The sequence below is a fragment of the Candidatus Zixiibacteriota bacterium genome (genome assembly GCA_018820315.1).
In the GTDB taxonomy this organism is placed as follows: domain Bacteria; phylum Zixibacteria; class MSB-5A5; order JAABVY01; family JAHJOQ01; genus JAHJOQ01.
Map to the genome: position 1 here is coordinate 1 of JAHJOQ010000036.1, position 21,572 is coordinate 21,572.

At 50.4% G+C, this 21,572-nt stretch carries 23 protein-coding genes; 11 read left to right on the forward strand and 12 right to left on the reverse strand.

Annotated elements, in window-relative coordinates:
* Positions 1–75: 75 nt before the first annotated feature.
* Complete coding sequence (locus KKH67_03180; GenBank protein MBU1318179.1) at positions 76–774, forward strand: hypothetical protein; 699 nt, start codon at positions 76–78, stop codon at positions 772–774.
* Between the two features lie 201 nt (positions 775–975).
* On the opposite strand, the gene KKH67_03185 is transcribed toward KKH67_03180, so the two are convergent.
* Positions 976–1,248: an antibiotic biosynthesis monooxygenase gene (locus KKH67_03185; protein ID MBU1318180.1), complete on the reverse strand. Its 273-nt coding sequence runs from the start codon at positions 1,246–1,248 to the stop codon at positions 976–978.
* A 329-nt stretch (positions 1,249–1,577) separates the two neighbouring features.
* Between KKH67_03185 and KKH67_03190 the strand changes: the two genes are divergently transcribed.
* Complete coding sequence (locus tag KKH67_03190) at positions 1,578–2,030, forward strand: ferritin family protein (protein ID MBU1318181.1); 453 nt, start codon at positions 1,578–1,580, stop codon at positions 2,028–2,030.
* Positions 2,031–2,123: 93 nt separating this feature from the next.
* Positions 2,124–3,257, forward strand: coding sequence for a radical SAM family heme chaperone HemW (gene hemW / locus KKH67_03195; protein ID MBU1318182.1), 1,134 nt, complete (start codon positions 2,124–2,126; stop codon positions 3,255–3,257).
* Between the two features lie 13 nt (positions 3,258–3,270).
* Here hemW and KKH67_03200 read toward each other — a convergent pair whose 3' ends face one another.
* From KKH67_03200 to KKH67_03220, 5 genes are all read right to left on the reverse strand, one after another.
* Positions 3,271–3,411 carry a hypothetical protein gene (locus tag KKH67_03200; protein MBU1318183.1) on the reverse strand — a complete coding sequence of 47 codons (141 nt, stop codon included), beginning with the start codon at positions 3,409–3,411 and terminating at the stop codon, positions 3,271–3,273.
* Positions 3,412–3,490: 79 nt separating this feature from the next.
* Positions 3,491–3,694 carry a hypothetical protein gene (locus KKH67_03205; protein ID MBU1318184.1) on the reverse strand — a complete coding sequence of 68 codons (204 nt, stop codon included), beginning with the start codon at positions 3,692–3,694 and terminating at the stop codon, positions 3,491–3,493.
* A 43-nt stretch (positions 3,695–3,737) separates the two neighbouring features.
* Positions 3,738–3,947: a hypothetical protein gene (locus KKH67_03210; protein MBU1318185.1), complete on the reverse strand. Its 210-nt coding sequence runs from the start codon at positions 3,945–3,947 to the stop codon at positions 3,738–3,740.
* 29 nt (positions 3,948–3,976) lie between these two features.
* The gene (locus KKH67_03215; protein ID MBU1318186.1) at positions 3,977–4,180 is read right to left on the reverse strand and encodes a hypothetical protein; all 204 of its coding nucleotides are present in this window, start codon (positions 4,178–4,180) and stop codon (positions 3,977–3,979) included.
* Entirely contained in the window at positions 4,173–4,850 is a 678-nt protein-coding gene (locus KKH67_03220) for a hypothetical protein (GenBank protein ID MBU1318187.1), read from the reverse strand. Before KKH67_03220 ends, KKH67_03215 begins: the two co-directional genes overlap by 8 nt.
* A 396-nt stretch (positions 4,851–5,246) precedes the next feature.
* Here KKH67_03220 and KKH67_03225 point away from each other — a divergent pair, with 396 nt between their 5' ends.
* Positions 5,247–6,572 (forward strand): replication-associated recombination protein A, encoded by a 1,326-nt coding sequence (locus KKH67_03225; protein MBU1318188.1) that lies wholly within the window; start codon positions 5,247–5,249, stop codon positions 6,570–6,572.
* Between the two features lie 106 nt (positions 6,573–6,678).
* On the opposite strand, the gene KKH67_03230 is transcribed toward KKH67_03225, so the two are convergent.
* The 5 genes from KKH67_03230 to KKH67_03250 form a co-directional block, all read right to left on the reverse strand.
* Positions 6,679–7,395 (reverse strand): hypothetical protein, encoded by a 717-nt coding sequence (locus KKH67_03230; protein ID MBU1318189.1) that lies wholly within the window; start codon positions 7,393–7,395, stop codon positions 6,679–6,681.
* 294 nt (positions 7,396–7,689) lie between these two features.
* A complete protein-coding gene (locus KKH67_03235; GenBank protein ID MBU1318190.1) occupies positions 7,690–8,478 on the reverse strand; it encodes a response regulator in 789 nt (262 codons plus the stop codon).
* A gap of 53 nt (positions 8,479–8,531) precedes the next feature.
* The gene (locus tag KKH67_03240) at positions 8,532–10,334 is read right to left on the reverse strand and encodes a PAS domain-containing protein (GenBank protein ID MBU1318191.1); all 1,803 of its coding nucleotides are present in this window, start codon (positions 10,332–10,334) and stop codon (positions 8,532–8,534) included.
* 73 nt (positions 10,335–10,407) lie between these two features.
* Positions 10,408–11,364, reverse strand: coding sequence for a hypothetical protein (locus KKH67_03245; GenBank protein MBU1318192.1), 957 nt, complete (start codon positions 11,362–11,364; stop codon positions 10,408–10,410).
* 225 nt (positions 11,365–11,589) lie between these two features.
* Positions 11,590–12,138: a hypothetical protein gene (locus tag KKH67_03250; GenBank protein ID MBU1318193.1), complete on the reverse strand. Its 549-nt coding sequence runs from the start codon at positions 12,136–12,138 to the stop codon at positions 11,590–11,592.
* 122 nt (positions 12,139–12,260) lie between these two features.
* Between KKH67_03250 and KKH67_03255 the strand changes: the two genes are divergently transcribed.
* The 7 genes from KKH67_03255 (at position 12,261) to lon (ending at position 21,110) form a co-directional block, all read left to right on the forward strand.
* Positions 12,261–12,998, forward strand: a complete 738-nt coding sequence (locus KKH67_03255) for an NAD-dependent deacylase (protein MBU1318194.1) — start codon at positions 12,261–12,263, stop codon at positions 12,996–12,998.
* Between the two features lie 23 nt (positions 12,999–13,021).
* A complete protein-coding gene (locus KKH67_03260) occupies positions 13,022–13,909 on the forward strand; it encodes a radical SAM protein (protein ID MBU1318195.1) in 888 nt (295 codons plus the stop codon).
* A complete protein-coding gene (locus tag KKH67_03265) occupies positions 13,896–15,998 on the forward strand; it encodes a TonB family protein (protein MBU1318196.1) in 2,103 nt (700 codons plus the stop codon). The genes KKH67_03260 and KKH67_03265 overlap by 14 nt, the downstream gene beginning before the upstream one ends.
* A complete protein-coding gene (locus tag KKH67_03270; GenBank protein ID MBU1318197.1) occupies positions 15,995–16,792 on the forward strand; it encodes a dihydroorotate dehydrogenase electron transfer subunit in 798 nt (265 codons plus the stop codon). Before KKH67_03265 ends, KKH67_03270 begins: the two co-directional genes overlap by 4 nt.
* Positions 16,789–17,706 (forward strand): dihydroorotate dehydrogenase, encoded by a 918-nt coding sequence (locus KKH67_03275; GenBank protein MBU1318198.1) that lies wholly within the window; start codon positions 16,789–16,791, stop codon positions 17,704–17,706. The genes KKH67_03270 and KKH67_03275 overlap by 4 nt, the downstream gene beginning before the upstream one ends.
* Position 17,707: 1 nt before the next feature.
* Positions 17,708–18,520: an orotidine-5'-phosphate decarboxylase gene (gene pyrF / locus KKH67_03280; GenBank protein ID MBU1318199.1), complete on the forward strand. Its 813-nt coding sequence runs from the start codon at positions 17,708–17,710 to the stop codon at positions 18,518–18,520.
* A 253-nt stretch (positions 18,521–18,773) separates the two neighbouring features.
* The gene (gene lon / locus KKH67_03285; GenBank protein ID MBU1318200.1) at positions 18,774–21,110 is read left to right on the forward strand and encodes an endopeptidase La; all 2,337 of its coding nucleotides are present in this window, start codon (positions 18,774–18,776) and stop codon (positions 21,108–21,110) included.
* A 144-nt stretch (positions 21,111–21,254) separates the two neighbouring features.
* On the opposite strand, the gene KKH67_03290 is transcribed toward lon, so the two are convergent.
* Positions 21,255–21,572 (reverse strand): hypothetical protein (locus tag KKH67_03290; GenBank protein ID MBU1318201.1); only part of this gene is annotated, 318 nt, incomplete at its 5' end.

Sequence of the window (21,572 nt, forward strand, 5' to 3'; positions counted from 1 at the left end):
AAACAATTTCGGAAGTCAATGACATGCCCAATAATATCATGTTGACGGGACACTAGTCGGTGTCGGATTTGTGTGATGAAATCTAAGGACGAATCTCTCGGAACACTCTCTGGGTCGATCAATCACTATGCTCTGCTCAAGCACGATGCGGACCAGCTAGTGCGGTTAGCGGTCCAGCATACGGATTCGTACCTCCAAACCATGTTCACGCGGTCTTCAGTCTTGCTCTACGTTGTGTCCCTTGAGGTGCTGATCAACCGGGTTATCGAGGATTTCTGGCCCAGCTCTTCCTCACACCCGAAGGATGCGGTTAAGCTATGGTCCATCCCAGACAAGTGGCACAAGGTCCCTCGTGAAATCGCAGGCAAGACGTTTTGCCGTGGCAGGACTCCCTTTCAATACCTGAAGGCTCTGAACGATCTGCGGAACGATTTCGTTCACGCCAAGTCCGACACATTCAAAGTGATATGGCAATATCGTCACGACCATGTCAACAATCAGAAACTGCTTAGCCCCTCACCTCAACAGCCTAAATACCCCCACATTGGTCTCTTCAAGGCACCCTCAGAGTGGCTTCCACAAGACGCCGACACCGTGAAGAGGGTCACGGAGGAACTCGTCGCACGACTTTCCGAATTTCTGTCGGGGAAGATCACAGACCCGTGGTTGTCTTCCGACGTGCTTGAGTCAAGTCAAGGACAGAGGCTCATAGTACGTAGAAGGTTCGACCCTGAGGGGAAATCCAACACGACGAATGGCCCCGACTTGCAATAGGCCGCGCCTTCCGCACGACGTTCGTCCTGCAGCCGTAACCCCTGTGGTTTTCAGTCGATAGGCAGAACCCTCCGAAGCTCAGGACTTGCCACTGCGCTTCGCTTCGGGATTCTGCTCTACATCTGCCGCCCACGAGATGGCAGGAGTGAGGGCACTCCTGCCCTACAATAACCGCTACGGACGTTCAACCACATCCAATGACTACAGCTTGCCGCGATCGGCTTGATTCAGGAAGTTGATCTCGGGAGCTTCTGCGACGCCAGCCTTCTGCATCCGTTCTTTCAGCTCCGCCGAGCCGAAAAACTTGCGGGCATTCTCCTCATTGTCCCACTCAAACATGAGGTAGACATTGTTGGAGTCTTCCTGATGCCGCATTACCTGAAAGGATGTCTCTCCGTAAGACTTGCGCACATCCGCGAATTCGTCAAACGTATTCTTCCATTTGTTGAAGTCATTAACCTTGTGTCTAATCATTACATGAGTCATGATAACGCCTTTCGATAAGGTTGATATCAGGTGTGATACGAATCACACAGCAGATAGCTTCATAATGTAGATTATCACAGTCCACGATCGTAATTGTTTCAGGCTTATGTGCAAACAGAGCCGACCGGGAGTATGCGCTCTGGCTGCTGGAAAATTCTGAAGAATGGATCGCCGTGGGAGAACCGATAGCTTGTTTATTCTTTCACTTTTCATTATATATGATGCCTGAAAGAAGACAGATCGGATGGATCGACCAGTTGCATTGATTCGACATAGACTGATCGCGTCAAACAGAACAGCACCGCAAGGAGGATAGAATGAAGTTAGACACGGTTGACAAGATTCTCGATTATGCCATCGAAAAAGAGCAGGACGCTCACGATTTCTATTCAGAATTGGCTGGCAAAATGGACAGAGCGTATATGAAGCAGGTGTTCGACGGATTTGCCAAGGAAGAGCTGGGTCATAAGAAGAAACTTGAAGGTGTAAAATCCGGCAAGCTGATGGCTCCTGTCGAGAAGAAGATTCAGGATCTCAAGATCGGCGATCATCTGGTTGACATCGAACTTACAGCCGATTTGAGCTTCCAGGACGCACTCATCCTTGCGATGAAAGCTGAGAAGGCTGCTTTCAGGCTCTATTCCGAGCTGGCAACCGCCACAGAAAATGCTGAACTGCAAACCATGCTGCTCGGACTAGCTCAGGAAGAGGCCAAGCATAAACTTCGCTTCGAGATCGAATACGACGACTATGCGCTGAAAAAGAACTGATTAAGCATAGCATCCAAGGTTTCTCATACTTAATAGACGGGTGGTCTCGCGATCGCCCGTTTGATTTTATGTCACGATTCGTATATTAGACGTATGCTGCACTCCGTGTACATACACATCCCATTCTGCAAATCGAAATGTAATTATTGCGATTTCTACTCGATTATAGATTGCAGCAGTTCGGATAGGTTCGCAGAAGCTGTTTCGCGTGAGATCGATGGTTATGCGGCTGACTCACGATTCCAGGGGAGCAGCATTGCGACGATCTTCTTCGGAGGCGGAACACCATCACTTATGTCTTCTGAGCAGGTAGCGCAGATAGTCAGGTCGCTTGATAGTACATTCCCTATTACTGCAGATGCTGAAATTACACTCGAAGCCAATCCCGATGATCTGGATGAAACAGTGATCGAGAAATACCTGGAAGCCGGGATCAATCGCATTTCTCTCGGCGCACAGTCAATCGATGATCGCGATTTGCGCGTTCTCAGCAGACGCCACGATTCACAGGCTATCATAAATTCGGTAGAAGGTTTCAGAAATGCCGGACTGACCAACTTTTCGCTCGATCTGATATATGGGATTCCGGGGCAGTCTTTCGATTCGTGGCGCGAAACAGTGGGGCTGGCGCTGTCGCTTGATCCGAAGCATATTTCGGCATACTGCCTCACCGTCGAGGAGGGCACTCCTCTGTATCGCGCTGTGCGAGAAGGGCGGACAATGCTCCCGTCAGACAGCGAGCTCTGCGACATGTATGTTGCCGCTGTCGAGATGCTGGAAGCCGCAGGGCTGCGACAGTATGAGCTGTCTAATTTCGCAAGAGTGGGCTTTGAATCACGTCACAATCTCGCGTACTGGACCAGCAAGCCGTATCTCGGCTTCGGCCCGTCAGCATCATCGTATGTTCATCCACACAGATGGACGAATGTCGCCGATGTGACTCGATACATCGATATGATAGACGATTGCAATCATGCTGTCGGTCAGGAGGAGGAGCTGACTTCTGACATGATTCGCAGTGAATTTGTGATGCTGTCATTGAGATTGAAAGCGGGGCTCGATCTTGGAGATTATAGAAATCGCTTCGGAGAGGATTTGTCAGAAACCTATGCCGACAGGATTCAGCACTTTGTGAAGGAAGGTATGATGGAGCGAAGAGATGATTGCCTGCGGCTCACACCTAAAGGCATGTTTGTCTCTGATGCTATAATAGCGGGCCTTGTCTGACCCGCGCGGTTCGTTACTCGCTCGTCCCTACAGCAGGCTCTCCTCCAAAGCTCCAGACACTCTGCTCACTCTCATTTGAATGAATGTTCCTGTGCTCGAAGTAGGTCGATGTAGTAGTCTGTTCTTGTTCGTTGTTGACTTCTTTGTCAGGCATTTTCAGCTCCGAATTCTGTGGAATTCACATAAATCGGGAGGGGAGAAGATAGTGCAGCTCCTCCCCTCTGCAGATCAGATTAGCCGTTCTGGTTCCACTCGTCTTTGTCGAACGTGCCCTGCAATACAACGCGATACTCGCCGGTCGTCGGATTTACCGATTCCACTTTGCAGCGACAGTTGGTCGAGTTATAGAGAATGTCAGTGAAACGTGACTGCAGCCATGCCGGGGAAGTCGGTGACTTCTCGATGGTGTTGAAATCGTTCATAGTCCATTTCTTCATTTTCCAATCCTCCTCTGAGTATTTCGGGTTGATGGCAGTCGATTTAATAGACTGTGTTCCAGAAGTTCGGGTCCAGATCGAGGGTACCAGTCAGGACGATACGATATTCACCGGTCTCGGTGTTGCAGTTCTCGACCTTGGCGCGGCACGAAACCGAGCTGTACATGAGGTTCGAGATGTTCCAGTTCAGCGCCTGCGGCGAAGTCGGCGTGCGCTCGAAATACTTGAAATCGTTGAAATTGAAGCGGGTCATCTAAGACCTCCTCGTTTGGGTTGTGTATCTCAGTCGGTCTCGAAACCGACCGTTATTTTGCGATGCAAAGAGATATGCTTTCGTTGCGACTGGCAGTTGAGTACAATGCGATAGCGGTTAAGTGCCGGCTCGTTATCGCTGTCGGAGCATCCGATCTCATTCAAGTCGACACTGTCAGCTATCAAGAGATTCCTCACCCTGTTCTTCGGTTCTGCTACGTTAATGCTATGCACAGTTCCCCTCCACTTCTGAATCCTCCTGATTGCTCGAATAGAAGAAGCCAAACTCGTAGAGTCTTGAATGAGCCATCTCAACAGCGCCTCTTTTCCAGCCAAGGACTTTGGTCAACGACTCGGTGTCAGATGCTGTATCTGGATTTTCGAGCAGAAACTTCGCGAGTTCAAGAATCAGCCCATTCCTTTTGGATATTTTCTTTCTCGTCAAAATCTTTGAAACCAAATGCACCGCAAACTGGGCTGCAAACAGCCCGACTCGGGCATTCGCGCATTCTACGAAAAGGTCAAACCTGTTCTCCGGGTGTTTCCATCCGCATGTGAGGCCGGAGCAACGCTGCATTCCCCCGAGATTAACCTGCATATCGACAATAATGTGTTCGATGAGGTGCGCGATGTCCGCCGATTCACCGACGCGTTTGATCGACACGCCTTCCTCCTCTTCGAGGAACAGCGGAGCGGATTCCCATTCATCGCAGCAGGAATGCCGGTTGATTGTCGGAAAGAATATCGAGAGTTGTCGGTACAAAATGAGAAACTTGTCACGTTCGAATCCGCCTGTCGGAACAATTTCGATAACAACTTTGAGATGTCCGATACCGGGTTGAAATCGACTGTAAAGTTTTGAAACCTTAGAAAATAGTCCATATGAAACCGCCAGCAACCTCATCAACCCTTGCTCTTCCTGATTCCTGTTCTTTGTTTATCGGTGTCGGCTCTTAGTTCATCGGAATGAGTGGCCCGGACTTTAGCTATTGTCTGAAGAATGTCGAGGAAACTCGAAGATGAGATGATCGAAGCGCATAAAGTTATTGTCTCATTTGACCTTGGGGCTTACATTTAAGTCTGAATCTCGCGTTTGCAGCCGGGAGACGGCTCAGCGCTGTCAGGAATCCTTTCCTGACAGCTGAGTGAATCGGGCAGGAAAGGATTCCTGCCCGCGCGAAACAGAGGATTCCTGACAGCGCTAAACACGCTGAGATTGCCACGCTTCGCTCTCAGAGATGACGACATCAAGGGTCGTTCAACAAGCGCAAACACGTGAGTCGTGAGGAAGGTTGGCACGATGGATCTATTCAGAGAAGATGCTCCCGATTCCGGCGCTGGTCCGCCCCGTCCCCTCGCTGAGCGGATGCGACCGAAGCACGTTTCCGATTTTGTCGGGCAGGAACATCTGATCGGCAAAGGCAAGCCGATAGCGCGTGCGATCGAGCAGAAGAAGATTCCATCGATGATTCTCTGGGGTCCTCCAGGCTGCGGCAAGACGACTCTGGCGCACGTACTGTCTGAATCAATCGATGCACAGTTTGTATTTTTCTCGGCGGTTGTCTCCGGCCTCAAAGATGTCAAGAAGGTCGTCGAAAGAGCCGAGAGCGAGTGGGTGGTCTATCACCGACGGACTGTCCTGTTCATTGATGAAATCCACCGGTTCAACAAAGCACAGCAGGACTATTTTCTGCCGTTTGTCGAGAAGGGTTCGATCATCCTGCTCGGTGCAACGACCGAGAATCCGTCGTTCGAAGTGATCGGACCGCTCCTATCGCGCTGCCAGGTCTACACGCTCAAGCAGCTCCTGCCGGATGATATCAAGGGTATACTCAGGAAAGCTCTCGAAGACAGCGAGAACGGCGTTGGCGACTACGGTCTGGATCTCGAAAATGATGTTTTCGATTTTCTCGTTGCGATGTCATCGGGCGATGCTCGCCGCGCGCTGTCGTATCTCGAATTGATTGCCGAGCAGTATCGAGAGGAGACAGACAAGCACATCACGCTCAAGATCGCAGAGAATGTCCTGCAGGAGAAGACTCTTCTCTATGACAAAAGCGGCGAGGAACATTACAATATAATCTCGGCGCTTCACAAGGCTGTGCGTGGCTCTGACGTCGATGCTGCTCTCTACTGGCTCTGCAGAATGCTCTACTCGGGCGAGAACCCGCTATATATCGTGCGGCGTTTGATCCGCATGGCGATGGAGGATATCGGTGCTGCCGACCCCAATGCGTTGACTATATGCGTAGCTGCGAAAGATACGTATCATTTTCTAGGATCGCCCGAAGGCGAACTTGCGCTTGTCGAGGCGACGGTCTATCTCGCGACCGCGCCGAAATCGAACCGGCTCTACAAAGCGCACAAGGCTGTGATGCGCGAAATTCAGGCGAGTCCTGCCGAACCGGTGCCGCTGCATATTCGAAACGCACCGACGCAACTGATGAAAGACCTCGAGTATGGCAAGGGATACGAGTACGCGCACGACTACGACGAGGGGTTTGTCGATCAGGAATATCTTCCGGAATCGCTCCAGGGCAGGACATTCTACGAGCCCTCGAAATTCGGCTTCGAAAAAACAATCCAGGAACGGATTGACTGGTGGAAGAAGCTGAAGGGGAAATAGGGATCAAGAGTACTCAAATGTCATACCGTTGGAAAACGGTGTCCAGCGCTTGTAGGTCAGCGATCCGAAGTCACGCAGAGCGTGACGGAGTGATCCTGACTACGTCCTATTGCCGCGCGAGCTGTCTAATATCAAGCCCATTAGATTTAACATAACTCTCGAAGTTGCTCATACAGTTCGTGAGCGTCGAGTAGATGAAAACATTAGGAATACAGAAATGCCATTCGGAAGAAAGGATGAGACCCGGCTTCGGCTCGTCAAGGTACTGCGCGTAGAATGGCATGTTCTTTTCGCCATGGAGCGACTCAGCCCTATCTGGGTCCGAGCTTGCTTCATGTACAGATTTGCACCTGTATCTCTCCCACAAGATTGACACGTATTCGTATCCTTTTACGGATTTCGCTTCTCTCTCAAACCACTGTCGTTCGTTTGAATCGTATATCTTCTCAAGCATGTCTCCGTACCTAAGGTCTTCCTCATAGGTTCTCATTCTGCTTTCTACCTCTGTTCCCATGCTGCGCACGACAGAAGCCATGCTGTCCTTCCCTTCAGCTTGGAGCCTGTATTCCAGAAGCGGGAGCGCCACGCGTGTCCAAATCTCGCGCTGTCCCGAGAACTCAAGGACAAAGTCTCTGAAGCGTTTCCCAGAACTCTTTTCTCCGTATCGGTAGCCTGCTAGTGAATCGAGATAGCAGCTCATAAGTATGAGCCCTTCAATCTGATTCATATTCTCATTCAATCCGTTTTCTTGGATAAACTCCAGACGTGCGCGAAAATAGTCAAAGAAGAATTTGTTCGCTTGCTCTGCATCTGATAGTGTCACTTTCGGCAACTCCCTTTACGTGTTATGAACCCATAGTATTTATTTACGCGAGCTAAGTCAATGACAGGATGTCGCCACATCCTACTTGTCAGAAATTGCGTAGAAATAGGCAAAACCACTCTGTCACGCCACGCGTGACTTCGGGATTTTGCCCTACTGTGCTGGATACCGATTTTCATCGGTACGATAGCGCCGTGCGCTCTCTTTGATATCCATCCATGCGTCAGGATCTGCTCACTCCGTTCGCATCTGCTTTTCGCGGTGCTCAAGCAGACAGGGATCCTGACCTACAAATCACAGTCCGAGCAGTTTGATTTCGTAGTCGAAGCGGGTTGGTTTGATGCGGATCACCCAGCCGTCGCCATACGGATCCTCGAATGCTTTGTTTGGATCATCAAGAACCGTCTGGTTGACATCGGTCACCATGCCGGAGAGAGGCGATAGCACGCTGTGCGAAACTGTATCGGGAGTGAATACCTGCATATAGACGCTCCCCTGGCGGACCTCGTCGCCCTTGGATGGAAGATAGACAGCCTGGACTTTGCCGACTGCTTGAAGAAATCGCCTCTCGACCCCCATCAACACCACGCCATTATCCTGCAGCATCATCCAGCATTTTTCGCCAATTCGTTTGAATGATCTTATATCATCTTTGTCTATCTGCTGTATATGCTCCTCATCTGATAAGACCTGACCTCCGCCTGACCCGCCGCTGATGATATCGGCTGCTCTACGGACGACCGAAATCAGCTCTTTCCTCGAAAATGGTTTGGCGATATAGTCGAACGCCCCGAGCTGTGTTGCCTGAAGGGCGGTATTGATCGTGGCATAGCCGGTAATCATGATCACGGGCACATTCGGCCTGTAGTTCTTCACAATCTTCATGAACTCGAGTCCATCGATCTCCGGCATCATCAGATCGGTGAGCACCACATCGATGTCCTCGCTCTTCATGATTTGGAGCCCTTTCTCGGGAGAAAGAGCACAGTGAAGATTGTAATCCTCTTTTCTGAGGTGCTTCTGGATGCTGTCGAGCACGATCTGTTCGTCGTCAACCACCAGAACTCCGATTTTCTGAGCCATGATACTACTCCTGAACTGTCGTCCGTTTTTCTCCCGGCTTGATATAGAACACACTAAGCCGGCAACACGATTCTGAAAACCGCTCCACCGCTTTCCGGCATCTCGACTTCAATGACTCCTCCATGCCTTTGTACGATTCCACGGCTGACCGCCAGCCCCAATCCGTTGGAGCCTTTGGTGGAGAAGAATGGTTCGAATATCTTGCTCACCAAATCTTCGGACACTCCGGGTCCGCTGTCTTCGACCGTGATAACACAACTGTTACTCTTTTTCTCATAGCTCGTGCTGAGGATGATTATTCCCTTACCCCCCATGGCATCCGCTGCGTTCAGCATCATGTTCAAAATTACCTGCTGAATCTGGTGCGGATCGCATTTGATGTGCGGCGCCTCTTTCGACCTGATCTTCTCGAGTGCGATATTCCTGAACTGCGGCAGCTTCTCGACAAGCAATATTGCCTGGTCGATCACGACATTAGGATCGAGCAATTCGAAGTCGGGAGCTTCCTGCCGAGCGAAATCGAGAAGATTTCTGACAATGTCACGGCATCGGAGGGCTTCGCGTATGATGACTTTAACATCGTCTCTGTGATTGTCAGATTCCGGCAAATCCTCGAGCATATCTTCAGCGTAGGCCAGAACTCCGGTCAAGGGGTTGTTGATTTCGTGCGCCACCTCCGCCGCGAGTCTTCCGACCGCGGCTAGCTTCTCCGTCCTGAACAATTGATTCTGCAGATCTTTCTCGGATGTCACATCCCGAGCAATAGTACAGACGCCGATAGTGCTGCCTTTGTAATCTGCGAGGGGAAATCGCACTGTCTGAAAGTAGTGATCCAGATCGTCGATATTGATGATTTCATCGTACGTGTGATGCCGGTTTGTCGCGATGACCTCCTGGTCGTGACGTTGAATCACTGCCGCAAGCTTCGGGGGGAAAATATCTTCGGCTTGTTTGCCGATAAAATCGGATGCTTCGCGATGGAATGCCTTTGCGATTACCGGGTTTACTATAATGTAATAACCATCGATATCTTTGATGGATATCCAGTCATTTGCACAGTCAATGAAACTCTTGAATCTCTGCTCGGCACTTTCGATCTCACGGCGCAGTTTCACCCTTTCGGTGATGCGGTGCCATGTGCCGAGGATCTCATCCACCGTACCATCCTGACGCACGACCGGCGTGCGAGTAACCTCCCAGTATGTCTCCTGCGGCAAGCCGGTTCTCCAGATTACCGTGTGTGGTTTGCCCGTTTCGAAAACATTATCGATCATCGATGTTGATTCCGAATGCTGAGTTGCGAACGGTGTTCCTGCAAAAAGCTCCTCGGTAGTCTTACCGATCGTCTCCTGCGGCGCCAGATCGACGAAACGTGCAAAACTGGCATTGGCCTTCACCACGCGCTGCTCTTTGTTCAGGACCGCCGCAAGATCGGGAATCGTGTCGAACAGGCTCTGAAGGAACATCCTCTCTCTTTCGACCTTCTTTTCGAGTTCGGTCATCTCTATGAGCTGAGCGTCCCGCTCTTCCTGCGCATTGACCAAATCCCAGAAGATGTGTGCGAAGGTGTGATCGATCAGCTTGACTCCGGGGGGGAGCAGCTTGTAGATGTTTTCAAGTACCGCATCGCTGCCGGTCAGCTCGAGAATCAGCTCCAGACCTGGTGTCGCCAGAGCCTTCTCGATATCGGTGGTTGTGGAGATTCCGCGATCACGCGCGCAGATCATGCCGGGTGTATCCATATCGATATCCACGACGCACTCGATATCCAGCACAAGCTCCCGGAGGAACGATCCGAGAGCAAGATCGATAATAGCGCAACAACCTTTGCCTCCTCCAATGATAACCGTCTTCATTTCGGTGATCTTTCAGCGAGAAGGACAATCGAATTCCCACACGATGCAGCCGCATGTGCTTGTGCAGCGTTCATCAAAACTCCGTGTAGAGCATGTCTTTATACTCCGCAAGCAACCCTACCAAATCAGTGTAATAGCCTCTCGGCCTGGTCGTGAAATGGAGCAGTATGTCACTTAGTTTCGGCGATATATAAGGATAGAGTTTTCTCAGGTTCATGACGCGGTATTCGAAGAATGCGGAAGCGTCCTCAGACGTCAGGCTGTTCTTCACCTTATCGGAGAATTCCTTTCCCCTCATGACCTGCTGAAATGACTTGATCCCTTTGGCAACTGAGTAGTTGATGATGTTTCCAATACTCCAGACATCATAGTCTGACACATGCTGATTCAAATCGAAATCGATCCAGCGGTACTCCCCGGTCTTGGCGTCGATGATTATATGGTCGTTGCGTATGTCGCCGTGAAATGTCCCGTGACGGTGCAGAAATGCGATCGCCTCGAAGCTGTCGGTAAGTTTGTGCAATATGTCCTTAAGGTCCTCGTAATAGTACTGCTCGTGACGCTTGTCGATGTCATGGATGTGCCAGAAAAGTGTCTTCCCCTTGATATAATCGATTATGCGAATGCGGTTTTCCTTCTCATCCATCAAAGTGTAGCCCTGCATGAACCGGGTGTCGCCTTTTGCGATATCAAGAACGAATGCCTCCTTTTCGGGGCTTCGATAACAGTGAATTCTGAATACGCCAACGTGCACATGGAAATCTTCATAAAACACAGTTTTTATTATTTTGATCTCACCGGTTTCAAGATCAATCGCGTTGAACACCCAATACTTAGGCTGTTCACCAATGCCGAACCGGGTCTCGTGCTGGTTGCCCTTGACAACAAAGTCTCGACCACCCAGCCGTAGAACATCGCCGCGCTGGATTCGCGTCCAATCGGAGGTGTCTGTGACTATCTTTGAATGAGTGACACTCACCCATCCTGTCAGTTCCCTAATACGGGCTTGCATCCGTTTCTGCTCGTTCATATAATCAATCTCAGAAGAGGTCCAGGAACATCAGTACATAACTCGCCTCATACAGGATCAAGGCTCTCGCGATTGAAAAACTATGTGAATACCCCTTATTATGCAAGTTCTTTCTGTTTAGATCGCATAACATCTCCAGAACCGCATCGATGCAGGCTGGAGTAAGGACGCACTTAGATTATCGGCATTCTGTTTATGTGATTAAGGAACACGCGATAGGCTGGATCAGAACCTGTAAGTGAGTGAGAGAGTGAGAGCATCATTCGCCGGATCATCGAAAGGAGGAGTGACATCGACATCGAAGCCTGCGAGGTGAGCATCAACGTAAGCATCTATCATCGACAGGAAGAGAGTCAACCCGGATAGCCACATGTATAGATTCCGCCTGTCTTTGTAAAAGTTGTAGTCATTATAGTAGATGCTGCGGTTGACGAAATTATCTTCGCCGGTGAATCTGTCATAGGCCTTGTCTGTCAGATCCCAATATCGGACAGCCTGTACGAGTACATAGCCCTCCCCCGCCATTACAACCAATCCTTTGACATACTTTCTGTTGTAGAGCTGACCCCATCCCGGAAATGCGACTGATCTTAGAAGAGCACCCATCGGCGGACGAGTATTTCCCATGGAATTCGACTTGAGGGCGGTATCGGCCTCAAGAACGATCAGACTTGTGTCCGGAGTGTCTGTAGGTTCGGTATCGTCGGCAAAAGCGCCTCCGTACAGGAGAAGCAGAATGATCATGACGGTGGAAATCTGCACTTTTTTCCTCATGTCAAATTATACTGTCCGTGGGACAGGTGTATCCATATTAGATAGCTAGTTACCTATTTACAAGTCAAAAAGTCACTTAATGGCTTGACCTGATCGCGGTCATTGGTGATATTTGGTTTGCTATGTCAAGTGTTTCGAAGAAATTGAGAGACCTGCTTTCAAGTGATGTGCCGACGGCTATACTGACAGGTGCGGGAGTCTCTGCCGAGTGCGGTATTCCGACCTTTCGGGGTGACGACGGCTTGTGGAAGAAGTTCAAGCCGCAGGAGTTAGCAAATGTAGATGCTTTTCTCAGGAATCCGGAGTTGGTCTGGAACTGGTATCAGCATCGCAGGGAGATAATCAACAATGTCGAGCCTAATCCGGGTCATTTCTGCCTCGCTCGTATCGAGCAGAAGCTCTCTGATTTTACGCTGATTACGCAGAATATTGATGGTCTTCATCGCCGGGCGGGCAGCCAGAATATTCTCGAGCTTCACGGCAACATTCAGCGAAACAAGTGTATAAAATGCAGTCGGTTATATGAAGAACTTGTTGACGAGGAGTCAGAAACTGTGCCGAGTTGCGAGTGCGGTGGAATGATACGCCCTGATGTTGTGTGGTTCGGTGAGATGCTTCCACAGGAAATCCTTCAGAAGGCATACAAGGCTACCGAGCGCTCAGCGCTCTTTCTTTCGATAGGGACATCTGCACTTGTACAGCCAGCCGCGTCGTTGCCTCTGCTTGCGCAGCACCGGGGTGCGTATCTGGTCGAAATCAATACCGAGCCGACAGTACTGACTGATTTGGCCGACGAACACTTTGAAGGCAAATTTGGCGAGATATTTCCACGAATTATCGAGGAGTGTGGCCTCGAATGATCCTTCCCGCGGCTAAATTCCACATGGACTCAATCAGCGAAAGACTTGACCGCCTAAAATTACGCATGTCAGACTGTGACCTCTGCCCGAGGCGATGTCATGTCGACAGGCGTTCCGGAAATGTCGGTATATGCGGGATGGACTCCCAGATCAGGATTGCATCGGCAAATCTTCATTTCGGCGAGGAGCCACCCCTCTCCGGAACACGCGGTTCGGGGACAATTTTCCTGACGGGCTGCAATCTCAAATGTGTCTATTGTCAGAATTTTCCCATCAGTCAGATGCGACATGGGCGCACAATTACGCCCGATGAACTGGTCGAGACGATGCTTGAGCTGGAGAGACGCGGGGCGCACAACATCAATTTCGTGACACCGACTCATTACATTGCTGCAATAGCTGAGGCGATTGTTGACACGCGCGATCGAGGATTGGCAGCGCCCATCGTATACAATTCATCCGGGTACGATGCGGTCGATGTTCTCAAGGAAATCGACGGGTTAATTGATATATATCTACCCGATATGAGGTATTCCGACTCCGACAACGCGCAATGTTACTCTTCGGCGCCAGACTACCGGACTGTCAACCGCGCGGCGATCAAAGAGATGTTCCGGCAAGTTGGCCCTCTTCAGACCGACAGCGATGGTGTAGCCGTACGCGGTCTGATCATCCGCCATCTGGTACTTCCGGAGAATGCATCAGGGACTGAAGAAACTCTCCGTTTCATCGCAGAGGAGATATCTACCAAGTGTCATATAAGCCTAATGTCACAATATTTTCCTGCCCACCGCGCCGAGACTATCGAGCCACTTAATCGACGGATAACTTCGGAGGAGTACAAGCGCGCTACAAAATGGATGCGGAAATACAAACTCGAGAATGGCTGGTGTCAGAATGAAGAAATATAGCCTGTTGTTGCCGATCCTGATGGTCCTGATATCGGGGTGCGTTTATTACAATTTGTTCTTTCTTGCGAAGAAGAACTTCAATGAAGCAGAATCCATGCGGAAAAGGTCTGGTCAGGAGATAGTCAGAGGAGGCGCCAGTTCCAGGTACCAGACAGCAATTGAAAAAGCTTCGGCAGTTCTGGAGCTGCATCCAAATAGCAAGTATGTCGACGATGCGCTCTACATGATTGGAAGATCATTCTATCATCAAGGGGAGTTCTCGAAGGCGGAAACCAAGTTTCGTGAACTGCTCGCCACTTATCCCAAGTCAGAGTACGTCGAAAGCTCCATTTTCTATCTCGGTAAGTCTCGATACTGGAAAGAGGATTGGATCGGTGCAAGGGAAGCATTCGAACGTCTTGATTCGACCACTGACGATAAGAATTTGCGGTCGCAGGCAATGTACATGCTCGGAGAGATTCTCTATGCGCAGGAAGAATATGAAAAATCGATTCTGCGATTCTATAGCTGCCTTGATGAGTTCGGAAAGGCCAGCGAAGCGGGACAGACGCAGTTCAAGATCGCCCAGGCGTATTATCTGATGGGTAATTACTCTGCGGCTAAGGATGCCTATGTATCGGTCGGCAAGTACGACGTTGAAGATTCTCTAAAATTCAGATCTCTCTACAATGCGGGGGATTGTTATTACCAGCTTGCGAAGCCTGACAGCGGGCTTATTATATTCACCGAGCTAGCCAACGACGAGAAGAATTACAGCCTGATGCCGGATATTTTGCTTCAAACGGCTCGTGGCCAAGAACTTAAAGGGGAATACGATACAGCCATTGCAACCTATAGAAAGTTGATCGAAGAATATCCGAAGACTGAACAGTCAGCGGTCTCATTCTATCAGTTGGGTCTCATACATCAGGATCAGCTTTTTGATCTCGAAACAGCAAAGGCCATGTATGATTCATCGACTGCCAGCAGATCGAACACGTCGGTCAGTAAGGATGCGTTTAGTCGCTCTTCTGACATTGCCAAGCTCAAATCGTATCGCGAAGGCATGGACGCTGATTCGATCGGCGAGACCTCCGAAAGTCAGTATCTTCTTGCAGAATTATTCCTGACCCAGCTTAATCAGCCCGACTCGGCACTCCATGAGTACCAGTGGCTGATTGACAGTTTCCCGGAAAGCAAATATGCACCGAGGGCGCTTCTTGCCGTCGGTTGGATAAACGAGTACACTTACGGCGACACTGCGACTGCGTTGTCCTATTATCATCAGTTGCTGCAGGACTATCCGTCGTGCGACCTTGTGCCGATCACTCTCAGGCGTCTCGACATTGATCCAGACTCCACCGATTACGATTACCCGGCTCGTCGCTACAGTCAGGGAGAACAGATTTTACTGACGACAATGGATTATAATGCTGCAAACGAAGTGTTTCAATCGATTGTCGACGACTTTCCGGAGAGCGAATATGTGCCCAAAGCGGAGTGGGCAATTGCCTGGTCCACCTCGCGGTTTCAGAATATCGCTGACCCTGACTCATCCGATTCGGGTAAACTCATAGTCGATTCAACTTTCATTCATGCATATCAGCGAGTGGCAGAGCTGTACAAGGATACTGAATACGGTCGGGAAGCGGGAAGGCTTCTACAAGGCCAGGTCAGTTCCGGTGCGAAAGCGCATGAAGCCGAGGAGGAAGTCGGTCAGGACTCGACTCTGTTTACTGAAGCTGAGTTTGACTCGGTTGCATATCAGGATTCCGTCACAAGAGCAATCGAGGAAGAGATGAATGAGCTGCCGCTCATGGAGAAGCCTCCGACCGTAACCGGTGAGTTTGTGTATCCGATCACTGCCTACAACGATCTCTGGGAGGGATCCATCAAGTTCAAGATCAAAATGGACTTCACCGGTAAAGTGGAGGACTGGGTGATACTGCAGGGGTCAGGTTACGAAGATGTTGATATAGCGGCTGCGGAGACTCTCAAAGACACCTTCTTTAACCCAGCCGACGTCGATCCGCTGCTGTACGGCAAGTGGTTCCTGTACGTCTACAATATCAGACTTCCAGAAGAATTGAGGAGAAACCTGAATAGATGAAGAACCACCATCCGTGCGTCCTGCTGACAAAGAACGAGAAGTTTGGAGACGATCTTTTTAAACTCACCTTTCAATCGGCTGAGATAGCATCGAATTTGAAGCCCGGAAACTTTGTACACATCAAAGTGACTCCTCAAATGGACCCGCTTTTCCGCAGAGCGATGAGCGTGCACTCATGTAACGGTGACTCGTTCACTGTATTCTTCAGAGTTGTTGGACGGGGCACAAAGCTGCTATCTGAATTTCGCGAAGGAGACGAACTCGACCTTCTCGGCCCACTCGGAAATTCGTTTATGCTTCCCGGATCTGAAGATATCCCGATTATGGTGGCAGGTGGAACCGGAATACCTCCGCTGCATTTCTACGCAACATTGCTCCTGAGACAGAGTATTGGCAATAGAGACGGGATTCGATTCCTGTGCGGCATATCAAGCAAATCGGATCTGCCTTTGGTCAGAGACGTGCAGGCACTTGGGGTGGATGTGAAGTTGTCGAGCGATGACGGGAGCGTCGGGCACCATGGATTCGTGACTGATATTCTCGAGGCCGAGTTGAGCGATATCGACAGCAATCGCGCTGTCGTATATTCCTGCGGACCGGAGAACATGCTGCGCGCTGTCGCCGCGATCTGCCTGGAAAGCAATATTCGCTGTCAGGTATCTCTCGAGGGCAGCATGCCATGCGGGCTTGGCACATGTCTCGGTTGTGTAGTGCGGTCTACCGAAAGTGATACTGAGTTCAAGAGAATCTGCAAGGAAGGTCCGGTCTTTAATGCTGGCGAGGTGAAGATTTGAACGATATCGATCTGTCGGTCGAAATAGCAGGTGTCAGATTTCGCAATCCGATCCTGACCGCATCCGGTACATTCGGATATGGCGAGGAATTCAACGAATACATAGACTTGTCAAAGCTCGGGGGCATTGTGACAAAGTCTGTGACACTCAATCCCCGCCCCGGTCATCCGCCTCCCAGAACCTGCGAGACCGCAGGTGGTATGCTCAATGCAATCGGCCTGGCAAATGTTGGGATTGAGCGGTTTGTCGAGGAGAAAATCCCGTTCCTGAAAACCCTCGATACGAATGTGATCGTCAATGTCGCCGGATTTTCACTCGATGAGTATATCGAGGTTACACGACGGCTCAATGACTGCGACGGGATAGCGATGCTTGAAATCAACATCTCCTGCCCGAATGTCGGGGCTGACGGGCTCGAGTTTTCGAGTTCTGAACAATCGGCGCATAAACTGACGTCAGAACTGAAAAAAGTATCGAAATATCCGCTGATCATAAAACTATCGCCGAATGTCACCAATATAGCTGCAATAGCTAAATCCTGCGAGGACGCTGGCGCGGATGCGCTCTCGCTGATCAATACGCTGGTCGGAATGGGAGTGGATCATTATACTTTCAAACCGAAACTGACAAATATCACCGGTGGTCTTTCCGGCCCTGCAATAAAACCGGTCGCTCTAGCGTGTGTCATGAAAGTCTACGGTCAAGTGAGAATACCGCTGATAGGCATTGGTGGAATCATGAATCACTACGATGTGGCGCAGTTCTTTATCGTCGGGGCAACGGCTGTTCAGTTCGGGACGGCGAATTTCATCGATCCTAACGCGACCATTGATGCAGTCGACGGACTCAAAAAGTACTTGCGCGATATAAACATTCCTGCTATAAGACAGCTTGTTGGGAGACTCAGGACCTGATATGAAATACAAAGAGAAAATCGCGCAGTTGGTCACGGAAAGAAAAACTGTGATCTGTGTCGGGCTCGACACTGACATTGAAAAGATCCCCGCACACCTGAAGACGTTCGATAACCCGATACTCGAATTCAACAGGCAGATAATCGAGGCTACCTCCGACATTGTCTGTTCCTACAAGCCGAACATTGCATTTTATGAGAGCCTGGGGAGTCAAGGATGGGAGGTTCTCAAGAAGACTGTCGAGGCTGTGCCGAAATCAGTTCCGGTGATTATTGATGCTAAGCGGGGTGACATCGGCAATACGTCGGCTATGTATGCAAAAGCGATCTTCGAGGATCTTGGCGGTGACGCTGTGACACTCTCACCATATCTCGGTGAGGATTCTCTTGCGCCGTTTATCGAGTACAAAGATAAATTCTCGTTCATTCTCTGTGTGACATCGAATGCCGGCGCGCAGGATTTTCAGTTTCTGGAAGTCAATGATCGGCCTTTGTACCATCACGTCGCGGAGTCCGTTCTGAAATGGAACAAGAATGACAATCTCGGGCTGGTGGTCGGTGCACCATATCCTCAGAAGATAAAAGAACTTAGAGCGATATCAGGAAATCTGCCGTTCCTGATTCCCGGCGTTGGGGCGCAGGGTGGGGATCTTGAAGCGGCTGTCAGATTCGGGTCCGATGAAGGCACAAGTCTCGTCGTCGTGAACAATGCGCGAGCGGTCCTGTATGCCTCCGATGGGGTCGATTTCGCCGAGAAGGCTCGAGAAGAGGTCCAGAAGCTCAATCAGATAATCTCCGGTCTCGGCATTTATTGACCGCCGGTATCGAGAGACTGAAGCTTTGCTGTCACCGGCACGATAATAGTAATATGTGCTGTCTCCTGGACAGGCTTAGCTGCCTCGCGCGATAGACGCGCCATGAAACTGCACGGTTCGATGACTTGTTATTAGATTGTAGCAATCAATTAAACAGGAGGATATTCTGGTGGCTGGTTCACTCTTGGCAGATGAAACGAGCGGTTCTAACCAGACGACTATAGATACAATTCCGATTCTGCCTCTGAAAGGCATGGTGGTTTTCCCATATGTTGTCGTGCCACTGATGATATCGAGTCAGAAGAACGCTCGGCTTGTTGACGACGCGCTCATGGCAGGACGGACAATCGGGCTTGTGGCACAGAAATCGGGGGAGAGTGACAGCCCCGGACCAGATGACATCTATCGGATCGGAACGACGGCGACTATCCTGAAGATGCTCAGGTTTCCTGATGGGAGTGTCAGGTTTCTTGTACAGGGTCTTTCTCGATTCAGAATCACTGAATTTACGGAACTCTCGCCGAATCTCACTGCGAAGGTTGAGTATCTCGATGAGCACACCGGAGATAGTATCAAGATAGAAGCTCTCAACAGGAATATCCTCGAAATTCTCAGGAAAGTTGTCGATCTCGCGCCAAATCTGGCGGAGGAGGTTTACGTCTCCGCTCTTAATCAGGAGAGCCCATCGAAACTGGCCGACTACGCTGCTACGAATATTAACATCTCACAGGAGGAGCGACAGGAGTTACTGGAGACTCTCGATGTGAGGAAGAGGCTTGAGAAGGTCCACGCATACTTGAACAAAGAGCTCGAAGTGCTCGAATTGTCGAAGAAGATACAGTCGGATGCTGCGTCCGAGATGGGAAAGTCACAGAAGGAATACATCCTTCGCGAACAACTCAAGGCAATCCACCGCGAACTCGGTGAGGCGGATGACCGCACAGCCGAAGTCGAGGAGTTCAAGCAGAAGATCGGCGAGGCAAAAATGCACCCGGTGGCACAGGAGGCCGCTCTCAAGGAACTCGATCGGCTGTCGCGTATGAACCCATCGGCGGCTGAATATACAGTCTCGCGAACATATATCGAGTGGCTGATTAGCCTGCCCTGGGCAATATCGATTGAAGATGATCTTGATATCAAACGCGCTGCGAAGATTTTGAACGAAGATCACTATGATCTGGAGAAGGTCAAGGAGCGCATTCTGGAATATCTTGCGGTGCGGATGCTGAAGCCTGATGTGAAGGGTCCGATTCTCTGTTTCGCGGGTCCTCCCGGTGTCGGGAAAACTTCTCTTGGTCAGTCAATAGCACGCGCAATGGGACGCAAGTTCCAGCGCATCGCTCTCGGTGGAATGCATGATGAAGCGGAGATCAGAGGCCACAGGCGCACCTATATCGGCTCAATGCCGGGCAGGATAATTCAGAGTATTCGCCGAGCAGGATCTAACAACCCCGTTTTTATGCTCGACGAGATTGACAAGGTCGGGAAAGATTTCCGTGGCGACCCGGCGTCAGCATTGCTCGAAGTTCTCGATCCGGAACAGAATGATACTTTCTCGGATCATTATCTTGACTGTCCGTTCGATTTGTCGAAGGTGATGTTTATCACGACCGCAAATGTTCTCGACACGATACCCGATGTGCTGCGCGACCGGATGGAAGTAATCCGGATACCGGGATACACCGATCTCGAGAAGATACAGATCGCTAAGAAATATCTTGTGCCGCGCGAACTCGAGAACCATGGGCTGAAACATACAAACATCGATTTCAGGGATGCGGCGATCAAGAAGATGATCAACGAGTACACGCGCGAGTCGGGACTCCGCAATCTGAATCGCGAAATCGCGACGGCCTGCCGCAAGGTCGCGCGCGGTGTAGCTGAAGGCAAACATAAGAAAGTTTCTGTCGTCACGGGCAATGTGAATCAGTTCCTGGGGCCGCCTAAATTTGTAAGAGAGAAAGCCGAGCGTGTAGGGCAGGTTGGCGCTGCCGCAGGGCTGGCGTGGACTTCTGCCGGCGGTGAGGTGCTATATGTCGAGGCGACAAAAATGGCGGGAAAGGGCAGTCTCACTCTGACCGGACATCTCGGAGAAGTGATGAAAGAATCGGTACAGGCTGCGTTATCCTTTATCAGGTCACAGTCCGGATTGCTCTGTCTAAATGAGCATTCGTTCGAGAATACCGATATTCACGTTCATGTGCCCGCGGGCGCGGTTCCTAAAGATGGACCGTCGGCGGGAATCACGATGGCGACCGCGATAGCGTCGCTTATGTGCAACCGGCCGGTCAAACCGAGGATTGCTATGACCGGCGAGATCACTCTCAGGGGAAATGTCCTGCCGATTGGTGGCCTCAAAGAGAAGCTTCTCGGAGCGTATGCTGCTGGGATGACTACTGTGATTCTGCCACAGAAGAATCGAAAGGACACACAGGAAATTCCCGAAGAGTTGATGAAGAATCTCAAGCTCGAATTCGTCGACAACATCCAGCAGGTATTCGAACTCGCGTTGGAGAAGAAGGCGACGAGTGGCACGAGCAAGAAGAGAGCAACCCGCGCGGTTGGCAAGAAGAAGAAGACCCGCAAGTAGTCATATTCGATAAGCATATAGCCGCTGCAGATGTTTATCTGCAGCGGCTTTGTTTATTTTGAGTTCGCAGGTTCTGACGATCTCTGTCGGCAGAGATCTCCTCGCGACGCCCCAAACCGGCAGTTCGGCCCACTATACCATACCCTATTTCAACTCCCAGACCAGTTGAAAGGAATTACCTGAAGTGCTGAGCTTTCTATCGAAACTGAGGAACGTCTCTGGATCATCTGGAATCGACATGGTGACGGTTACTGTGTCAGTGTAGTGAAAGAGCCCAACTGGAATTCCGTACTCATCCAACACCTCAACTTCGGGCGGATTGCCAAGCAAACCCGGAAAGTACAAGGTGTCGTTCGTTATGTACTCACCACTATCATCAGTATATCCGATTATCGTTGCTGCCGGATCAGGTGCCAACTCCAATACCATGGGTCTTTCTTCGGTCACAGGATCGCCAATGCC